The sequence below is a fragment of the Thauera mechernichensis genome, from assembly GCF_029588855.1.
In the GTDB taxonomy this organism is placed as follows: Bacteria; Pseudomonadota; Gammaproteobacteria; order Burkholderiales; family Rhodocyclaceae; genus Thauera; species Thauera mechernichensis.
In genome coordinates this window covers 292,768-309,919 of the sequence record NZ_JARQZE010000004.1, presented here as the reverse complement: position 1 = coordinate 309,919, position 17,152 = coordinate 292,768, and the positions used below count along the sequence as shown (strand labels likewise).

18 protein-coding genes are annotated in these 17,152 nt (G+C 64.5%); 4 read left to right on the top strand and 14 right to left on the bottom strand.

Going from position 1 to position 17,152, the window contains the following annotated elements:
* Positions 1–60 precede the first annotated feature (60 nt).
* On the top strand, positions 61–867 hold the full coding sequence (locus P7F68_RS08215; RefSeq protein ID WP_277832204.1) for an EAL domain-containing protein: 807 nt from the start codon (positions 61–63) through the stop codon (positions 865–867).
* 46 nt (positions 868–913) lie between these two features.
* Here P7F68_RS08215 and P7F68_RS08210 read toward each other — a convergent pair whose 3' ends face one another.
* From P7F68_RS08210 to P7F68_RS08155, 12 genes are all read right to left on the bottom strand, one after another.
* Positions 914–2,101 carry an NnrS family protein gene (locus tag P7F68_RS08210; RefSeq protein WP_277832202.1) on the bottom strand — a complete coding sequence of 396 codons (1,188 nt, stop codon included), beginning with the start codon at positions 2,099–2,101 and terminating at the stop codon, positions 914–916.
* Positions 2,102–2,204: 103 nt separating this feature from the next.
* The gene (locus tag P7F68_RS08205; protein ID WP_277832200.1) at positions 2,205–3,821 is read right to left on the bottom strand and encodes a cytochrome D1 domain-containing protein; all 1,617 of its coding nucleotides are present in this window, start codon (positions 3,819–3,821) and stop codon (positions 2,205–2,207) included.
* Positions 3,818–5,026 (bottom strand): heme d1 biosynthesis radical SAM protein NirJ, encoded by a 1,209-nt coding sequence (gene nirJ, locus P7F68_RS08200; protein WP_277832198.1) that lies wholly within the window; start codon positions 5,024–5,026, stop codon positions 3,818–3,820. The genes P7F68_RS08205 and nirJ overlap by 4 nt, the downstream gene beginning before the upstream one ends.
* 114 nt (positions 5,027–5,140) lie before the next feature.
* A complete protein-coding gene (gene ahbB, locus P7F68_RS08195; protein WP_277832196.1) occupies positions 5,141–5,704 on the bottom strand; it encodes a siroheme decarboxylase subunit beta in 564 nt (187 codons plus the stop codon).
* Positions 5,701–6,216, bottom strand: coding sequence for an Lrp/AsnC family transcriptional regulator (locus P7F68_RS08190; protein WP_277832194.1), 516 nt, complete (start codon positions 6,214–6,216; stop codon positions 5,701–5,703). The genes ahbB (P7F68_RS08195) and P7F68_RS08190 overlap by 4 nt, the downstream gene beginning before the upstream one ends.
* Positions 6,209–7,264: a siroheme decarboxylase subunit beta gene (ahbB, locus tag P7F68_RS08185; protein WP_277832192.1), complete on the bottom strand. Its 1,056-nt coding sequence runs from the start codon at positions 7,262–7,264 to the stop codon at positions 6,209–6,211. Before ahbB (P7F68_RS08185) ends, P7F68_RS08190 begins: the two co-directional genes overlap by 8 nt.
* Complete coding sequence (locus tag P7F68_RS08180) at positions 7,264–8,472, bottom strand: cytochrome D1 domain-containing protein (protein WP_002927208.1); 1,209 nt, start codon at positions 8,470–8,472, stop codon at positions 7,264–7,266. The genes ahbB (P7F68_RS08185) and P7F68_RS08180 overlap by 1 nt, the downstream gene beginning before the upstream one ends.
* A 151-nt stretch (positions 8,473–8,623) precedes the next feature.
* Positions 8,624–9,007 carry a c-type cytochrome gene (locus tag P7F68_RS08175; RefSeq protein ID WP_277832189.1) on the bottom strand — a complete coding sequence of 128 codons (384 nt, stop codon included), beginning with the start codon at positions 9,005–9,007 and terminating at the stop codon, positions 8,624–8,626.
* Between the two features lie 114 nt (positions 9,008–9,121).
* Positions 9,122–9,451, bottom strand: coding sequence for a cupredoxin domain-containing protein (locus P7F68_RS08170; RefSeq protein ID WP_277832187.1), 330 nt, complete (start codon positions 9,449–9,451; stop codon positions 9,122–9,124).
* Between the two features lie 144 nt (positions 9,452–9,595).
* Positions 9,596–10,474: an ethylbenzene dehydrogenase-related protein gene (locus P7F68_RS08165; protein ID WP_277832185.1), complete on the bottom strand. Its 879-nt coding sequence runs from the start codon at positions 10,472–10,474 to the stop codon at positions 9,596–9,598.
* A gap of 42 nt (positions 10,475–10,516) precedes the next feature.
* Complete coding sequence (locus P7F68_RS08160) at positions 10,517–11,077, bottom strand: NapC/NirT family cytochrome c (protein WP_270068025.1); 561 nt, start codon at positions 11,075–11,077, stop codon at positions 10,517–10,519.
* Between the two features lie 116 nt (positions 11,078–11,193).
* Positions 11,194–12,876 (bottom strand): nitrite reductase, encoded by a 1,683-nt coding sequence (locus P7F68_RS08155; protein WP_277832180.1) that lies wholly within the window; start codon positions 12,874–12,876, stop codon positions 11,194–11,196.
* 267 nt (positions 12,877–13,143) lie between these two features.
* Between P7F68_RS08155 and cobA the strand changes: the two genes are divergently transcribed.
* The gene (gene cobA, locus P7F68_RS08150) at positions 13,144–14,046 is read left to right on the top strand and encodes a uroporphyrinogen-III C-methyltransferase (protein WP_277832178.1); all 903 of its coding nucleotides are present in this window, start codon (positions 13,144–13,146) and stop codon (positions 14,044–14,046) included.
* 85 nt (positions 14,047–14,131) lie between these two features.
* Positions 14,132–15,574, top strand: coding sequence for a DUF294 nucleotidyltransferase-like domain-containing protein (locus P7F68_RS08145; protein ID WP_277832176.1), 1,443 nt, complete (start codon positions 14,132–14,134; stop codon positions 15,572–15,574).
* A 9-nt stretch (positions 15,575–15,583) separates the two neighbouring features.
* Here P7F68_RS08145 and P7F68_RS08140 read toward each other — a convergent pair whose 3' ends face one another.
* The gene (locus tag P7F68_RS08140) at positions 15,584–16,483 is read right to left on the bottom strand and encodes a YihY/virulence factor BrkB family protein (RefSeq protein WP_270068029.1); all 900 of its coding nucleotides are present in this window, start codon (positions 16,481–16,483) and stop codon (positions 15,584–15,586) included.
* On the bottom strand, positions 16,483–16,671 hold the full coding sequence (locus P7F68_RS08135; protein ID WP_232431405.1) for a hypothetical protein: 189 nt from the start codon (positions 16,669–16,671) through the stop codon (positions 16,483–16,485). The genes P7F68_RS08140 and P7F68_RS08135 overlap by 1 nt, the downstream gene beginning before the upstream one ends.
* A gap of 54 nt (positions 16,672–16,725) precedes the next feature.
* On the opposite strand from P7F68_RS08135, the gene P7F68_RS08130 reads away from it, so the two are divergent.
* On the top strand, positions 16,726–17,151 hold the full coding sequence (locus P7F68_RS08130; RefSeq protein WP_002935582.1) for a response regulator: 426 nt from the start codon (positions 16,726–16,728) through the stop codon (positions 17,149–17,151).
* Position 17,152 lies beyond the last annotated feature (1 nt).

Sequence of the window (17,152 nt, the reverse complement as noted above, 5' to 3'; positions counted from 1 at the left end):
TTGACGAGGCCGGTTCGACATCATTACTGTCGCAGTTACAACCCAACCCAGGCAGCGCACATGACCAACACGGAATTCCCGCTGCACACGCCACGAAGTGAGTCCTTACTCCCCGACTGCGGCCGTTGCCGAGCACTTCCGCCCCTGCCCTTCGACTTTACGATGGCCTTCCAGCCGATCATCGACCTCGACAGCGGTTCGTCGTGGGCATGGGAGGCATTGGTCCGCGGCCCCAATGGCGAGAGTGCAGCCAGCGTATTAGCCAAGCTCACGGACGAAAACCGCTATCAGTTCGACCAGCGTTGCCGGACGAAGGCGATCGAACTCGCTCACCAACTCGGCTTGTCGTCACGGCTTAGCATCAACTTCCTGCCTAATGCGGTGTACGAACCGCGAGCCTGCATCCGCGCCACCATCGAGGCCGCAAACCGGGTCGGATTTCCGCTCGAGCGGCTTCAGTTCGAAATCACCGAGGTCGAGGAAGTGCGCAATGACGGCCACCTGCGCCGCATCGTGGAGGAATACCGCGCAATCGGCTTTGGCACTGCGATCGACGATTTCGGCGCCGGCTACGCGGGGCTCAACCTGCTGACATACTTCCAGCCCGACGTGTTGAAGCTCGACATGAACCTGATTCGCAACATCGATCAGGACCGCCGTCGGCAATTGATCGTTCGCCACCTGGTCAGCCTCGCCGCTGAACTGCCGTGCACACTGATTGCAGAAGGCGTGGAAACGCTCGACGAGGCGCGCTGCCTCGCCGGCATGGGGATCAGGCTGCAGCAGGGCTATCTATACGCCCGCCCGGGCTTCGAAGCGCTGCCCGTTGCCGACCCGGGCGTACTGGCAGCACTGCTTGGCAGCTGATCGCCCCTGCCCCACCGCACACACAGGGGCGATCGGCATGAGGGTCTCAACCCTCCTTGCCATCAACCCGCGCCTTGAGCAGGAAAGGCGCATAGCGCCACAGATAGAGGGCAAAGCCAAGCGCCCATAGCGTCGCCGCGGCATGCACACCGCCCACCAGCGCGGCGGGAAAGAGCGCCACGCTCAACACGCGAACCAGCGCCGCCAGCAGCACCAGCGCGTAGGCGGCGGTCTCTACCGGCCCCGCCACGAGCATGCGTCCGGTGTGTCCAAGCGCAGTACGGGTGATCATGCCGATGATCAATCCACCTGTCGCGCCAATCGCAAGCGCATGAATGCCCGCCGAACGCGGCAGTACGCCGAACTGGGTGAGCGCGATCAGCGCCAGACCGAGCGGAATCCACAGGTAGGCCAGATGCAGCACCCACAGCAGGGGGGCGCCTCGCGTCGCCCACGGGTTCCAGCCGCCCAGCCGCAGCGCCTGCAACAAGGCGGCGACCAGCGACACCACGCCCGCCCACATGCCGGCCCCGAGAGCCCACAGCAACAGCGCGACACCCGTCGCAATCGCCGCCGCCCAGTCCAGGCGCGGATCGCGCCACTGCTTGATGCCGCGCACGGCGTTGAAGGTGAACATCGGGATCACGCGCCCGCCGACAATCGTCTCGAGTACCACGATCAGCCCGAGCGCCAGATGCATCGCCATCAGCGGATCGACCGCAAGCACGCCGAGTACGGCGAGATGGAAGACCAGATTCGCCAGCGCGAGCAAGGCCGGCAGGACGCCGACAAAGTAATTGCGCCTGCTCTTGGCCTTGATCAGCACACGCAACAACAGGGCTGCCGCGACCGGCAGGAAAGCCATGTCGACGATCGCCACCCAGGCACCACTGCCGAATGCCATCGCCAGCCGTCCAGCCAGCCACAGCGCCGCCAGCGCTGCAAGCGGCGGGCCCGCGGGCGTATCGAGCCCGGTCCAGTTGCGCCCAGCAGTAAACAGGAAACCGATGATCACCGCCACCGCGAAACCGAAGATCATCTCGTGTGCGTGCCACCACATCCCGGGAATCGGCAGTTCGATTCCACCCGAGTAGGCCACCGCCCATACCGGCACGGCGATAGCGGCAAACAGCGCCGCAAGCAGGTAGAAAGGCCTGAAACCAAGCGCCCAGAGCGAGAAGGTATCGGGCGGAATACGGCGGGTGGTGGGTTCGTCGATGCGAATCAGCGGCATGTCTATTTTCTCTGTAATGCTCTTGGGGTTGATGAAGTCAGCTGCAGCGAAGGCACCCGCGGCAAAGCCGGCGTCCGCGCAGGTGCGCGGGCGCCGGCTGCACTCAGTGGCTGGTGCCTTCCTCGCGCGTGATCTTGTTCCAGACGTTGTATTTGCCGACAGGTTTTCTCATCGGCAGACGCTTGACCTCTTCGAGGGTCTGCGCGTCGAGAACGATGACCGCCCCCTCATCCTCCCACAGGCTGGCCAGCGCATAGCGGCCATCGCGGGTGAACTCGATGTGGGCAAGCGTCTTGCCAGGCTCGCCGACAATCTCCCTGACCACCTCCAGCGTCTGCTTGTCGATCACCTGCAGGATGTGCTTGGCCTCCGGACTCATCATCGAATCGACGAAAGCATAGCGGCTGTTGCCGTGGCTGCGCAGGAAGAAGCCCGGGCCGCGGGTCTGGATGCGCTTGATGACTTCCCAGGTCTTCATGTCGATGACCGTGACCTCGCCCGCCTTGAGGTTGGTGCTCGCCATGACCGTGCGCGGCTTCGCGTCAGGTCCTGCGGCAGGGTCGGTCCACTCCCAGGTGATGCCCGAACCCAGGTGGGGCATGCCGTCCAGCGGCAGATTGGCGATCTTCTTGCGCACATCCAGGTTCACCACCTGGCCGACACCCTCACGCGATGCGCCCATCAGCTCGGAGTAGTCCTGGGTGAAGAAGAAGTCGTCGAGCACCTCGGCGAGGATGGTGCGGCGCGGATTGAGATAGCCGGGGATGAAGGTCCCCTCGCGCTGGGTGTAGTCGTGGATGTAGCTGGTCGGGATGTCCTCGACCGCCTTGGTGTAGCTGATCTCCCACACCTCGCCGACATCCTTGAGCGCGGCGATGAATGACTGGCGCGGGGTGGCGTCGTACACCGCCGAGACGCGCGAGCTCTGCTTGCCATCCCGATCCATCGCGGGGAGGGTCTTGATCAGGTTCAGATCGCCATCGAGCAGCACCAGCGTGTGCGGCAGGTAGTTGGCCACCGCGACGTGCTTGCCATCGGGCGAGGCCGCGACGTTACGGGTATTGATGCCGGCACGCACCTCGGCCACCACCTTCAGGTTCCACAGGTCGAACTTGGTGATCCAGCCGTCGCGCGAACCGAAGAACACATACCGTCCTTCGGCTGCGAACTTGGGACCGCCGTGCAGCGCAAAGCGCGACTGGAAGCGGAAGATCGGCTCGAGCTTGTCGCCGTCGAGCACGCTGACGTGGTGGTCCCCTGCCTCGACGACGAGGAAAAGGTTGAGCGGGTCGGCGTCGAACACCGGCTTGTCCGACAAGGTGGCCGGGTCGACATGCTCGATGCGCGAGGCGGTGATGTCGGCATCCGACCAGCGCGGCTCGGGCACCACCGGTGTGTAGATCCAGTCGGCAATCGCGGCGATCTCATGTTGGCCGAGTTGGGCCGCGAAGCCAGGCATCTGGGTGGCCGTACGCCCCTCTGCGATCACCTTGAGCGCTTCGCCCTTGCGCAGACGCGACAGATTCTCGGGCAGCAGCGCCGGCCCCATCCCGCCCAATCGGCTCGAGGCGTGGCAAGCGGCACAGTGCTGCTCATAGAGTGCGGCAACCTCGACAACCGGCGTAACGGCTGCGGGCGATGCGGCAACAACGGACTGCGCCGCAGGGAAGGCAAGGGCGAGACCCGCCACAACGGCGGCGACGGAACGGAGCGGCTTCATGCGGACACCTTGTTGAGGCGGACCCAGGGCGTGGTGACGACGCGCTCGGCGCCGTAGTCATCGGCGCTGACGCCGATCTCTTCGTCATCCAGATAACAGGCCGGATCCTCCGCCCAGGGGTTGCCAGTCACCTGCTCGGCACGCACCCGCGAACTGCCATTGCAGATGTCCAGATACCGGCAGGCGCCGCAGCGCCCCTCGAGCTTGCGCGGGTGCTGCTTGAGGCCGGCGAGCAGCGGATTGCTCAGGTCGTTCCAGATCTCGCCGAAGGCACGCTGGCGCACGTTGCCCAGCGGCACATGCCACCACATGGTGTCGGGGTGCACGATGCCGAGGTTGTCGATATTCGAGACATTCACCCCGCTCGCATTGCCGCCCCATTGGCGCAGCCTGGCCTCGACGTGTGCGGCCTTGTCAGGGAATCGGCGCTGCACCCAGTGCAGCAGGAAGGGGCCATCGGCGTCGTTGTTGCCGGTGACGAAGTCCTTTTCGATGCCGCGCCGGTGCAGGTCCAGACAGCTCTCGAACAGCAGCTCCATCGCCTCGCGCGTGGTGCGGTGGCGGGCATCACCAGCGCGGTTCTTGTTGCCGCGGCCGGCGTAGTTCAGGTGCGAGAAGTAGAACTTGTCGATACGCTCGTCCTCGACCAGCTTCAACAGCGCGGGCAGATCGTGGGCGTTGCCCTCTGTCATGGTGTAGCGCACGCCGACCTTGATGCCACGGTCCCGGCACAGGCGGATGCCGTGCATCGAGGCCTCGAAGGCCCCCTGCTTGCGGCGGAAGTGGTCGTGGGTGGCGCCGATTCCGTCCAGGCTCACACCAACGTAGTCGAAGCCGATCTCGTCTATGGCGTCAATGTTCGACTCGTCGATCAAGGTGCCATTGGACGACAGGCCGACGTAAAAGCCCATGCCCTTGGCACGACGGGCAATGTCGAAGATGTCCGGCCGCAACAGCGGCTCGCCGCCCGACAGGATCAGCACCGGCACGCGCGCTGCCTTGAGATCATCCATGACCTTGAAGATCTCGGCGGTGTTCAGCTCGCCCGGAAAGTCCTTGTCTGCAGAGATCGAATAGCAGTGCTCGCAGGTGAGGTTGCAGCGCCGGATCAGGTTCCAGATGACCACCGGCCCGGGCGGGTTACGGCGCGGGCCGGCGGGGGTCGGGTGGTCGAGTTCGCGGATGAATTGGGAGATGCGGAACATGGAAGCCTCCTTGTTGCCGCGATTACAGCCGACCTTGGTGGCGGGAAAAATGACGCCGGTCAAGGGGCCGGTCTGGCGCAGCAAATCGCGCTGCTGCGCCCTTCGGCGAGGTCCTTAAGCGCCGATGCGCAAGCCTGTTTTCTTCAGGATCCCGGCCGAAAACAGCACGTCGCGGCTACGGCAGACACCCGGGAAGTCACGCTCGATCGCCGCTGCGATCTCGCCAACGCGCTCGAGCGCTGCTTCGCGCGTCGCCGCATGCACCATCGCAAACAGGTTGTATGGCCAGTCCGGCAGGTGGCGCGGACGCCGATAGCAGTGGGTGACGAAGGGCAAGCCCCCGACCCGCTCGCCGACTGCATCGATGCATTCGTCATCGATGTCCCAGACGCTCATGCCGTTTGCAGGGTAGCCGATGGCGTAATGGTTCGGGACCGCACCGATCCGCCTGATGCGACCATCGGCCAGCATGACCGCCAGGCGCTCACGCACCAACGCTTCGCTCGTGCCCAATTGCTCGGCGAGCAAGGCATAGGGGCGCGCGACCAGGGCCAGCCCACCCTGGGTAGCGAGGACGAGCCGACGGTCGAGGTCGGCGACCGCCTGCACATCGCCCAGCTTGCCGCTCGGCACCCCGGCACCGCCCACCGCAGAATCAATCGGATCGCTCACCGTCACGCCTCCAGCTTCATCTCGACAAAGTACTCGCGCTCCTTGGGGAACAGGTGCACCGGCAAACCGGTCGCGGCTTCCATGCGCGCAGCACAGTCGGCGATGCCTCCCGGGGTCTCGGTCGCGAGCACGAACCACATGTTCAAGGCATGTTCACGGCGGTAGTTGTGCGCCACTTCGGTAAAGGCATTGACGGCCTCGACAACCTCGCCCCAACGCACCTCAGGCACGGCCATTGCGGCCAGGCAGAAAGCCCCGCCCATGCGCTCGATCTGGAACATGGGGCCGAAGCGTGTCAATACGCGGTCGTCAAGCAGACTCTGCAGACGGGCAATGAGCGCCTCCTCGCTCAAGCCCACGGCATCGGCTACCTGCGCGAAGGGGCGCTCCACCAGCGGGAAATCACCCTGCAAGGCATTGATCAGCCGGCGATCGACGTCGTCGGGCGCGCGGCGTGCGGCGATGCCCTGGCGTCCGGCGGCCTTGCTGCCAGACGGGCGTTCTCGAGCTTCAGGCATGGGCAAGGGCTCCGGGGGAGAGATAGTGCGCACCGGTCTGCTTGAAGCGGCGGCAACTGAACAGGGTCGCGCTCGGATAGGCATCCAGGCCCAGGCGCTGTGCGAGGTCTGCACGCGCCGCCAGCACGTCCTCGCGGGCACTGCCATGGATCATGCAGAACAGGTTGTAGGGCCAGTCGGGCAAGGCCCGTCGGCGACGATAGCACAGCGTCACCGCATGCTCGCGTGCGAGGCTCCGCCCCAGCGCGGAAACGTCCTGCTCGGGGACATCCCAAACGCACATCGCATTGGCCTCCATGCCGAGCTCGTGGTGGCGCACCACCACACCAAAGCGCCGAATCAGGCCTTCGCACACCCAACGCGCGATGAACTCCAGCGTCATCGCCTCGCTCAGCCCGACCTTCTTGCCAAGGGACTCGAATGGACGGGCCTCCAGCGCCAGCCCCCCCTGCAAGGCAGTGACCAACTCGCGCTCGATGGCGGGCAGCGCGCAGGCAGCGTCGCCGTCGAGCACGATCGACGCGCGTTCGCGGCGACGCCCGGCCGGGCTGTTGCACGCGCCCTCGCCCGCCGGTTCGCGCAGATCGAAACCCAGGTCGATATGGAACTCTTCCTCCAAGGGCAACACGATCACCGCGCAGCCGGTATCACGCTCGAGGCCGGCCACCACCTGCTGCAGGCGCTCAGCGGACGACGCCGTCACCACGAACCAGAGGTTGTAACGATGCTCGCGCTGGTAGTTATGGTTGATCGCCGCCTCGGCGCTGACACGCGCTGCAACCGCCTCGAGCCGCGAGGGCGGCACCGCCATCGCGGCCAGTGCGCTCGCGCCCAAGCGTCGGGGCGCAAACACGGCGCCAATGCGGCTCACCACGCCCTTGGTACGCAACTCACCGTAGGCATCGATCACATCACTCTCGGCCATGCCGACGGCGGCGGCGATCCGTGCGAACGGCCGGCTCTCGAGCGGGAAGTCGCGCTGCCAGTCGTTGAGCAGGCGCAGTCCGATGTCGCCGACGCCCGCGGGCAGGCAAAGCTTGCGCGGCATCAGAACCCCGTGCGCGCCGCGCGCGTAGTGAAGAAGATGCCGCTCGGGCTCAACGAATCGAAGCCGCCGATGGGCGTCTTGGTGGCCGTGTCGTAGATCACCACGCGATTGTCATCGCGCGCGGAAAGCCACACCTCGTGCCCCTTGGAGAGGAACTCCATATGCAGAATGCCGCGCCCGGGCTGGAGGGTATGGGTGACCTGGCCGCTGACGGTGTCGATCACCTGCACCCAGCCATTGTCGGGAAACGCGAAGTTGACCCAGATCTCGCGACCGTCGGGGCGTGCCATCGCGAACACCGGCTGGCTCTTGACCGGGATGCGCCCGACTTCCTGCCAGGTCGTGGTGTCGACCACCAGCACCTCATGACGCCCGATCGCGGGCAGGTAGGCACGCCCTCCGGCCACCGACCACCCACGCAGGTGCGGCATCTTGAAGACCGGCAGCGGCTGCTCACCCCGGCCATAGCCGTCGAGGATCTTGCTGCTGCCCTTGTCCAGGTTCCACAGATCGACCAAGGCCAGGCCGTCCTCCCCGAACAGGCCAGCGATGTAATGGCGGCCGTTGGGCGTCACCAGCGCATCGTAGGGCTGGTTACCGCCGGCAAAGCGTTGCGTGACCGGATTGCGCGGATCAGCGAAGTCGGTGATGCGGATCTCTCCCGCCTCGAACAGCGCATAGATGAAGCGCTTGCCCGACAGGTCGGCAAGGCCCACCACCTTGGAGCGACGACCGTCCTCGGTGGTGGCTGGCACGTCGGCAACCAATTCGAGCGTATGTGCATCGAAGGCCTTGATCCCGCCAGGCTCATAGTTCTGCACCACCACGAGGCTGCCGTCGTGCGAGATCGAACCGCCGATGGCGTTGCCCGCCTGGACGACGCGGCCGGCGATCCTGGCCTCGAGCAGATCGACCTTCGTCAGGCCCCCGTCGCGCCCGAAGACATACGCATAACGCGCATCACGCGAGAACACCACCGAGGCGTGCGACAGGTCGCCAAGGCCTTCTACGGTGGCGAGCACGCTGCGCCCGCTTGTCTCGACGATCTTGACCCGTCCGTCCGCGCGCTCGATGACGACGCCGAGGTCGCCCGTGCCGCGCAGCGCAGCGGGCGGCGTCGACGCGCAGGCTGAAAGGAGGAACACCATTGCGGAGAGCACGACACCCCAGAGGACGGGCGGTGCGAGGCGAGGTTTCTGCGATGACATGCGGACTCCGTCAATCAAGCTCGGGCGCGATACGCGAACGAAGGTGGAATTGGAATGTTGAGGAAGCTGGAGAAAACGAAATGGGCGAGCGGCCTTGAAGAGCTGCCACGGCCGACTGACGAAGGCACTGCGCCGGCGCTCTGCGAGTGGATCAGTTCCGCGCCTGAACGGGCGGCAAACCGGTGTCAGGCGGGAATCCGCGCATCAACTGATCGACGATCCACTCGGCCTCAGACTCGGTCACGATGCCTCGGAACGGTGGCATGGGGGTGCCCGGGCGCCCGCCGATGATGGTGGCCACCATGCTCTCGGCAGGCTTGTCCGCCATGGCTTCGATCGTAAGTGCGGGCCCCAGCCCGCCATTGAGGGTCAGGCCATGACAGGACCCACAGTCCTGGCGGACGATGTGAACGAGTTCGCGGGCACGCTCGGCGTCGGGCGGCGCCGGCTTGGACTCGTTGGCCGCAGCAAACGCGGAGACCAACGCGGCGCCGATGAACACGGCAACATGGGCGACAAGGGGCGGTAGTTTCATCTCGTTCTTCCGACGGTCGATCAGTCGGAAACAGGATGAACCTTCGCCCCTGCATTAACCTTGACTCGAATCAACCCCACGGGATGTGAGGTTGTCGTGTCCCTGCGGCGCGCCTCAGTCCTCGACGATGACCACGCCGAGCATCTCCGGATGCGGCCCGCAGCGGTATTCGAAGCGCCCTGCCTGCTCGAAGCGGTGCGACCAGCGCTCACCGGGGAAGAAGCGCTCGGACTCCTGGTTCGCAGCGATGAAGTACACCGAGTGGCTGACGCGCTTCTCCTGATTCACCCAGACCACGGTGTCGCCCGTCTTAACGCGCAACTCCATCGGCGTGAACGCGTAGCTCTCGATCAGGACTTCGTGCTCGGCTGCCATCGCCGGTGCCGAGATACCGAGCGCAAACAGCACTGCGCCCACCACCGCCCGCCATGAACGCATCATCATGATCACCACTCCTTGATCGAGAACCCATCCCGGCAAGCGATGCGCGTCCGGGCTCACCAACAAACAGGCGGAAACCCGGGCACCCCCGGATTTCCGCCTGAGCCATGGCCTGTACTACCTCGGCGCAGTACCGAGGGTCGAGCCTTACTGCTTGGCCGCCTTCACATCGCCATCGGCATCCACACCCAGCTTGTAGCCGAGCGAGACGTGATGGTAGCGACCAGCCGAGTTGTCGTTGTGGATGGCAAAGCCGAAGTTGTAGCTCTTGCCGGACTCGAGCGTCACATCGCCCTCGCCGCCCGCGAGCTTGCGGGTGAACACCACCGACCAAGTGTCGCCGTCCTGCTTGCCCTCGGCGCTCACCAGCGCCGTACCGCCTTCCATCACGCGGGTGTCGGCGACGTGGCCATTGAAGCCCTTGTTCTCGCCGCTGCGCCACTGGTAGAGGTCGTAGAACTTGCCTTCGGCAACCGAGCCACCCTTGACGTACTTCTTCTTGGCATCATCCGCACCCGGCATGGTGCGCGAATCCTGGTGGCAGGTGGCCCAGCAGCCGCTCTGGTCGGCAAGCTCGACCTTGCCGCCCGACTCGAGCATGAAGGCGATCTTGACCGGGTTGGCCTCGTCCATCTTGGCCGCGCCGGAGGCGGCAGGCTGCTTCCAGGAGAAGCGCAGGTAGAGGTTCTCGCCGTCATGCGCAGCCTGGACCTTGACCGGGATGGCCGGTGCCTTGCCCGGAATCGGGTTTGGCTCGAGTTTCAGGCCGCTGGCGATCTTCTTGCCCATGTCGGCCGCTTCATCGCTGTGGCAGTCAGCACAGGTTTCACCCTTCTTCAGTGCGCGGGCGCCACCGTGCTCGGTACCCTTCTGGATCCACTCCAGCGGTGACACGCCGGGGTAGAACAGGGTGATGTCCTTGGCCTCGACCTTGCCCCAGTCCGGTGCTGCGGCAAAGGCGCCGCCAGCGCCAAGGGCAAGGAGTGCGCCCACGGCGCCGGCAATCATCGTCTTCTTCATCGTCATTCCCTCACTGTGCTTGGGTTGGCCTGTGCTGCACGAGAAAGCTCACTCCTCGTCTTCCTCGGTCATGCCTTCGGGCTTGTGGTGCGCGATACCCTTGTGGCAGTCGATGCAGGTCATCTTGTCCTCGAGCGCCATCTCGTGCTGCTTGCGCGCACGCTGCTTCTGGGACTCCTTGTTCATGCTGTCGAAGCTGTGGCAGTTGCGGCATTCGCGCGAATCGCTTGCCTTCATGCGCGCCCATTCGCGACGTGCCAGCTCCAGGCGCTTGGCCTCGAACTTCTCGCGGGTATCGATCGTGCCGGTGATCTTGCCCCAGACTTCGCGCGAAGCCTGGATCTTGCGGATCATCTTGTAGGTCCAGTCCTTCGGCACGTGGCAGTCGGAACACACGGCGCGTACGCCGGTCCGGTTGCTGTAGTGGATGGTCTCCTTGTACTCCATGTACACGTTGTCATGCATTTCGTGGCAGGAGATACAGAACTTCTCGGTGTTGGTGGCTTCCATGGCGGTGTTGAACCCACCCCAGAACAGGATGCCAACGACAATACCGACAGCGAGCAGACCGCCCAGCGACTTCTTCGAGGGGCGGCGCAGGCGGGCCATGAGGCCGCCAGATTGTTCTTGTTTGGTGTTGCTGTCTCGATCTGACATGGAACTTGTACCCTTCAGACCCCCGCGCCGAAGCGCGGGGGTTTTTCAGAGATTGACCGTGGTGGCGATCAATACACGTCGTGCATCGTGTTATACACGTTGAACTTGCCGGTCGGCGTGACGATCGCCGGGTCGGTGATGACCTTCTTGACCTTCAGCGTCTTGTCGTCATAGACAACGATTGCCGACTGGTCGGTCTTGCCGCCCCACAGCGAGATCCACACTTCGTCGCCAGCCTCGTTGTACTCGGGCTGGACAGCGCGGCGGATCGCCTTGCTTTCAGGCAGACCCGAGTCCTTGGCAACGTCGAGGCGCACCGGATCCTTCGTCAGATCGTTCATGTCGAACACGAACACCGACTCGGCGATCTCACGCTCCGGGTTCATCGGCGCGTCAGCCCAGAAGTGCTTCGACTTCGGGTGCGTCTTGACGAACAGGTTGCCAGCGCCCGGCATCTTCAGCTCCTGGACGACCTTCCAGTTGTGCTCCTTGAACTTGGCGTTCTTGGCTTCATCGGAGGGCGTCGAGATCAGCGAAACGACGGCATCGCCGAGGTGGCCGGTCGACCAGACAGGACCGAACTGCGGATGCACGAAGTTGGCGCCACGACCCGGGTGCGGGATCTTCGCGGTGTCGACCAGGGCGGCGAGCTTGCCTTCCTTGGTATCGACCGCAGCGATCTTGTTCGACGCATTGGCGGCGACCAGGAAGTAGCGACCCGAGGCATCCCAACCACCGTCATGCAGGAACTTGGCGGAATCGATCTGGGTGGTCTTCAGGTTCATGATGTCGCTGTAGTCCACCAGCAGAATCATGCCGGTTTCCTTCACGTTCACCACCCACTCCGGCTTGGTCATCGAGGCCACAATGGAGGCCACGCGCGGCTCGGGGTGGTAATCGCCATCGACAGTGTTGCCACGGGTCGACACGATCTTGATCGGCTCGAGGGTTTCGCCATCCATGATCGAGTACTGGGGCGGCCAGTAGGTACCACCGATCAGGTACTTGTCCTCGTAGCCCTTGAACTTCGAGGTATCGACCGAACGGGCATCCGAACCGAGGCGCACGGTGGCGACTGTGGTCGGCTCTTCGAACCACATGTCGATGATGGTGGTCAGGCCGTCGCGACCGACGGTATACACGTAGCGGCCGGAGGCCGACAGGCGCGAGATGTGCACCGCGTAGCCAGTGTCGAGGATCTTCCAGATCTTGTGCGTGTCGCCATCGACCAGGGCCAGCTTGCCCGCGTCGCGCAGCGTGATCGCGAACACGTTCTTCAGGTTGACCTTGTTCATCTGCTTCGTCGGACGCTTGTCAACCGGAACGATGAGCTTCCAGCTGTCCTTCATGTCCTTGAGCGAGAACTCGGGCGGGATCGGCGGCTCGACCTGGATGTAGCGCGCCATCAGGTTGATTTCTTGCGGCGTGAGGATGTCGTCGTAGTTGACCATGCCGCCTTCGGTACCGTAGGCAATGATCTTCTCGAGACGGTCGGTGCCCAGCTTGAGGGTGCCGCCTTCCATCTTCGTGCCGTCGGGCATGGTCTTGCTCCAGGCCGGCTCGAGGTTCTTGCCGGTGGCGCCCTTGCGCAGCACGCCGTGGCAGCCGGCACAGCGCTCGAAGTAGATCAGCTTGCCCTGCTCCATTTCCTCGGCAGTCAGCTTGGGTGCTTCCTGCGCCCAGGCGCTGCTCATCGCCAGCGGCAGGATTGCCATGGCGAGCGTTTTACCGATCAAGCTCTTGTTTTGCATTTCCCTCTCCTTTACGACACGGGATGTGAAACAACACGGTGACGGCAGTATGGTTTTCGAGGCAGTTCGTGATCCTTGATGTGAATTAATTTTCCACATGAGGCGTAAGGATAAAGTTGCGACACGGTCGAAACCCTTCCTGTACAGGGGGTTTATGGCCCGAAGAAAGCCCGTTGCATGACACGGGCAGGTGCCCGGAAAGCCGCTCCGGCACCGATCTCGCAAGCACAGACTGCCCCTAATACACGCCTCGCCGGAGTCACAACCATGTATGCAGCTCACCACACTCCCACCGCCGCGCTGGCAAGCCGTCGCACGAGCCGCTCATCCCGGGCACCCGGCGACAACCCGGCACGAGGCCGCGGCGGCGACTCGTCGGGTGCGGCACCCGCATCCCTGGACCAGGCGCCATCGGCAGTCGGCAAGGTGCATCTGGTGGGCGCAGGTCCCGGCGACCCCGAGCTGCTCACGCTCCGGGCGGCCCGCCTGATCGCCAACGCCAAGGCGGTCGTATATGACCACCTCGTCGGCGACGCCATCGTGGACCTCATCCCGCCTAAGGCACGCCGTGTCTATGCCGGGAAGGAAGCCGGCAACCATGCGCTGCCGCAGCATGCAATCAACCAGTTGCTCGTCGACCTGGCACGCGAGGGCCTGGACGTCGTGCGTCTCAAAGGAGGCGACCCCTTCATCTTCGGTCGCGGCGGCGAGGAGATGCAGGCGGTGCAGGCGGCCGGAATCCGCTGCGAGATCGTGCCTGGAATCACCGCGGCGGCAGGTGCGGCATCCTGTACGGGGATTCCTCTTACCCACCGTGAACACGCCCAGACCCTGGTGTTCGCGACCGGCCACCTCAAGGACGGCACGGTCGATCTCGACTGGCCGGCGCTTGCGCGCCCGCGTCAGACGCTGGTGATCTACATGGGGCTGGGCGCGCTCGAGGCGATCTGCACACAACTGATTGCCCACGGGCTGCCGGCAACGACACCCGCCGCGGTGATCCACGCCGCCACCACCCCAGCACAGTGCGGGGTGCATAGCACCCTTGCCGACCTGCCCAATGACGTTCGCGAGCGCGGCATTCGCGCGCCGGCACTGATCATGGTCGGCGAGGTCATCTCCATCGACCCGGGCATGCTGCTCACCCAGACGCTTGCAACCACCGCCTGATACAAGCACAAGCGCGGCGGGGTCTCCATGATGTGGGTGGGGTTATAATGACAACCCCATCGACTGCAATCAGGACCGCCCGCGCATGGCCGAAGAAAACCAGTTTTTCCGTCCGATCAGGGATTTCTGCCAGCGCAACGTGGTGACCTGTGCCGCGGCCGACGGCGTCGTCGATGTCGTCGCGCGCATGCGCGAGCGCAATATCTCGAGTGTCGTCGTCGTCGGCGATGGCCGCCCGCTGGGCATCCTGACCGACCGCGACCTGCGCAACAAGGTTGTCGCCCAGGGGCGCGACCCCAATACGCTCCACGTTGCCGACATCATGAATGCCCCGCTGGCGGTAATCGGCGAGGACGACGTGCTGTACGAAGCGCTCTACCGCATGTCGAGGCTGAAGATCCACCGCCTGGTGGTGGTGACACCCGGGGGCGAGCTGGCAGGCATCATCACCGACACCGATATCCTCCGCCTTCAGGCGCACTCGCCGCACCAACTGGTGCTGGACATCGAAAAAGCGGACTCGATCGACAGCCTGCGCCTGCTGCACGAACGCATCCAGAAGCTGGTCGTACACCTGTCCGGCACCGGGATTCCGATCCGCGACATGGTCAAGCTGATCGCGAACCTCAACGACCAGGTGCTGATCCGCCTGATCCACCTGCTGCGCAGCACCCGCTTCCCCGACCTCACCGAGGACTTCGCCTTCGTCGTGATGGGCTCCGAAGGCCGTAGCGAGCAGACCCTGTCGACCGACCAGGACAACGCAATCATCTACGACGACGGCCTGGATCCGGCGCAGGTCGCTCGTCTGGAAGCGTTCTCGCACGAGCTCATCGACGCCCTCATTTCGATCGGCGTCCCACCTTGCTCGGGCGGCATCATGGCGCGCAACCCCGCCTGGCGGCGCAGCCTCGGGGCTTGGAAGCAAGAGCTCAACCGCTGGCTGTCCACACCGACACCCGAGAACGTGATGACCGGCAGCATGTTCATGGACCTGCGCGCGCTGTACGGCCGCGCCGACCTGGTCGAGGCCTTGCGCCAGCATGCCTTCCGTCACATGAGCAACGACCAGGGCTTCCTGATGCGCATGGCGCAGAACATGACGAACTTCCTGCCTCCACTAGGCTGGTTCGGCCGCATCAAGGTCGAGAAGTCCGGACCGTATAGCGGCAAGGTGGACGTCAAGAAGGCCGGCATCTTCGCCATCACGGACGGCATCAAGGCGCTCGCCATCGAGGCACGCAAGCTGGATGGCAGCACCCACGACCGCATGGAGGCGCTGGTCGCCGGGGGCGCGCTCAAGGAAGACGCCGCCGCGGACCTGCGCGCAGCCTTCGACTTCCTCGTGCTGATGCGCCTGCGCGGCCATGTCGATGCACTGCGCCAGGGCGTCGAGCCAAGCAACTACATCGCGCTCGACCAGCTCAACGCGATGGAGCAAGGCGAGTTCCGCCTCGCGCTCGAGGGCGTCGCAAAGTTTCAGGCCTTCATCAAGCACCACTTCAAGCTGCATCTGCTGCGGCACTGAGGAGCGTCCTCAGTCCTCCACCAGTTGCCTGTGCACACAGACGGCCGAAGCGCGCGGACGTACGATACGTCCGCGCGCTTCGACATGCGCCCGTGTGAAAGCCGCTCCCAGCAACAGGATCAGCGCCGAATAGTTCACCCATAGCAGCAGCATCACCAAGGACCCCGCCGCACCATAGGTGGAGGCAGTCGCCGTCGTGGCCAGATACAGCGCGATCAGCGAACGCCCGACCGCAAACAGCAGCGCGGTTGCGAAAGCGCCGAGGAGCACGTCGCGCCACAACAGCACGACGTCGGGCAAGACCCTGAAGATGGTGGCGAACAGCAAGGTGATGACCACCAGGGAGACGGCCCAGTCCATGCCCAGCACGAGCGCGGCAGGTACCGGCAGCCAGTCCTGTGCGAATGCGATCAGCGCACGCACGAGGACGCTGGCCGTAAGCGACACGAGCAGCACGAAGCCGATGCCCAGCACCACGGCCAGAGACAGCAGGCGTGTCTTGACGTAGATGAACACGCTGTTGCGTGTCGGCCTTGGCGCCACCCCCCAGATCGCATTGAGCGACGTCTGCATCTGCGAAAAAACCGTGGTCGCACCAAACAGGATGGCGGCAAAGCCGGCCACCGACGGCAGCAGGCCGCTCTGCTCGATACGGCTGTTGCTCACCGCCGACTGTATCGCCGAGGCGGCCTGGGCGCCGATGGCGGCCTCGAGTTGCGCCGCCACCTCGCCTTGCGCTGCGCTCTCACCAAGCACCAGTCCGACAATGGTGACCGCGATGATCACCACCGGCGCAATCGAGAACAGCGTGAAGAAGGCCAGCGCGGCGGCATGAACGAACACCTGTGCGTCAAGCCACAGTCGCACCGTACGGCGCATCACGCCGATCCAGTATGCCAGGCCCGGCATCACCCCTTGCCTCCGCCCGCAAGGAGAACGAGACTCAAGGTATCGAAGATCGGGCCAGCGCCGAAGCGGGCGAGACGCAGCATGGAAGGATGGGCATGAATGTTCATGCGCGAAAGATAACCGATGACGCGGCGCCGGGGCACCATGCAGCCGGCCGCCCTGTCTATAATCGCCTGCATCACGCCCACGTCATGCGCCGCCAGGACCGTGTGGAGACAGCACAAGAGGGGAGACAGCAAACGATGACTTCGGAATTTCCGCCCATCCTGCTCGTGGAGGACAGCCCGATCGATGTCGACCTGACGTTGCGGGCGTTCGCTCGGCGCAAGCTCGCCAACACCGTGCTTGTCGCCCGCGACGGCGAGGAAGCGCTCGAATGGATCCCGCGCTGGCTGGCAGGCGAGCAGAAGCCGGCAGTGATCCTGCTCGATCTCAACATGCCGCGCGTGGATGGCCTTACCGTGCTCAAGGAGATCAAGGCGCATTCGACGCTGCAGCGTATCCCGGTCGTCATCCTCACCACCTCGCGCGAGGACCGCGACCTCACCGCCGCCTACGCACTGGGCGCCAACTCCTACATCGTCAAGCCGGTCGATTTCGGCAACTTCATGGAGGTTGCGCAGCAGATCGAGCTGTACTGGTGCGTCCTCAACGAACGACCAAAGTGAT

Coding starts and splice junctions, on each gene's coding strand:
- P7F68_RS08145 (WP_277832176.1), top strand. CDS start 14,132: ATGGCCGAAGAAAACCAGTTTTTCCGTCCGATCAGGGATTTCTGCCAG.
- P7F68_RS08210 (WP_277832202.1), bottom strand. CDS start 2,101: ATGCCGCTGATTCGCATCGACGAACCCACCACCCGCCGTATTCCGCCC.
- P7F68_RS08130 (WP_002935582.1), top strand. CDS start 16,726: ATGACTTCGGAATTTCCGCCCATCCTGCTCGTGGAGGACAGCCCGATC.
- P7F68_RS08190 (WP_277832194.1), bottom strand. CDS start 6,216: ATGCCTGAAGCTCGAGAACGCCCGTCTGGCAGCAAGGCCGCCGGACGC.
- P7F68_RS08140 (WP_270068029.1), bottom strand. CDS start 16,483: ATGCCGGGCCTGGCATACTGGATCGGCGTGATGCGCCGTACGGTGCGA.
- P7F68_RS08155 (WP_277832180.1), bottom strand. CDS start 12,876: ATGCAAAACAAGAGCTTGATCGGTAAAACGCTCGCCATGGCAATCCTG.
- P7F68_RS08165 (WP_277832185.1), bottom strand. CDS start 10,474: ATGACGATGAAGAAGACGATGATTGCCGGCGCCGTGGGCGCACTCCTT.
- P7F68_RS08205 (WP_277832200.1), bottom strand. CDS start 3,821: ATGAAGCCGCTCCGTTCCGTCGCCGCCGTTGTGGCGGGTCTCGCCCTT.
- P7F68_RS08180 (WP_002927208.1), bottom strand. CDS start 8,472: ATGTCATCGCAGAAACCTCGCCTCGCACCGCCCGTCCTCTGGGGTGTC.
- cobA (WP_277832178.1), top strand. CDS start 13,144: ATGTATGCAGCTCACCACACTCCCACCGCCGCGCTGGCAAGCCGTCGC.
- P7F68_RS08175 (WP_277832189.1), bottom strand. CDS start 9,007: ATGAAACTACCGCCCCTTGTCGCCCATGTTGCCGTGTTCATCGGCGCC.
- P7F68_RS08170 (WP_277832187.1), bottom strand. CDS start 9,451: ATGATGATGCGTTCATGGCGGGCGGTGGTGGGCGCAGTGCTGTTTGCG.
- nirJ (WP_277832198.1), bottom strand. CDS start 5,026: ATGTTCCGCATCTCCCAATTCATCCGCGAACTCGACCACCCGACCCCC.
- P7F68_RS08215 (WP_277832204.1), top strand. CDS start 61: ATGACCAACACGGAATTCCCGCTGCACACGCCACGAAGTGAGTCCTTA.
- P7F68_RS08160 (WP_270068025.1), bottom strand. CDS start 11,077: ATGGCCCGCCTGCGCCGCCCCTCGAAGAAGTCGCTGGGCGGTCTGCTC.
- ahbB (WP_277832192.1), bottom strand. CDS start 7,264: ATGCCGCGCAAGCTTTGCCTGCCCGCGGGCGTCGGCGACATCGGACTG.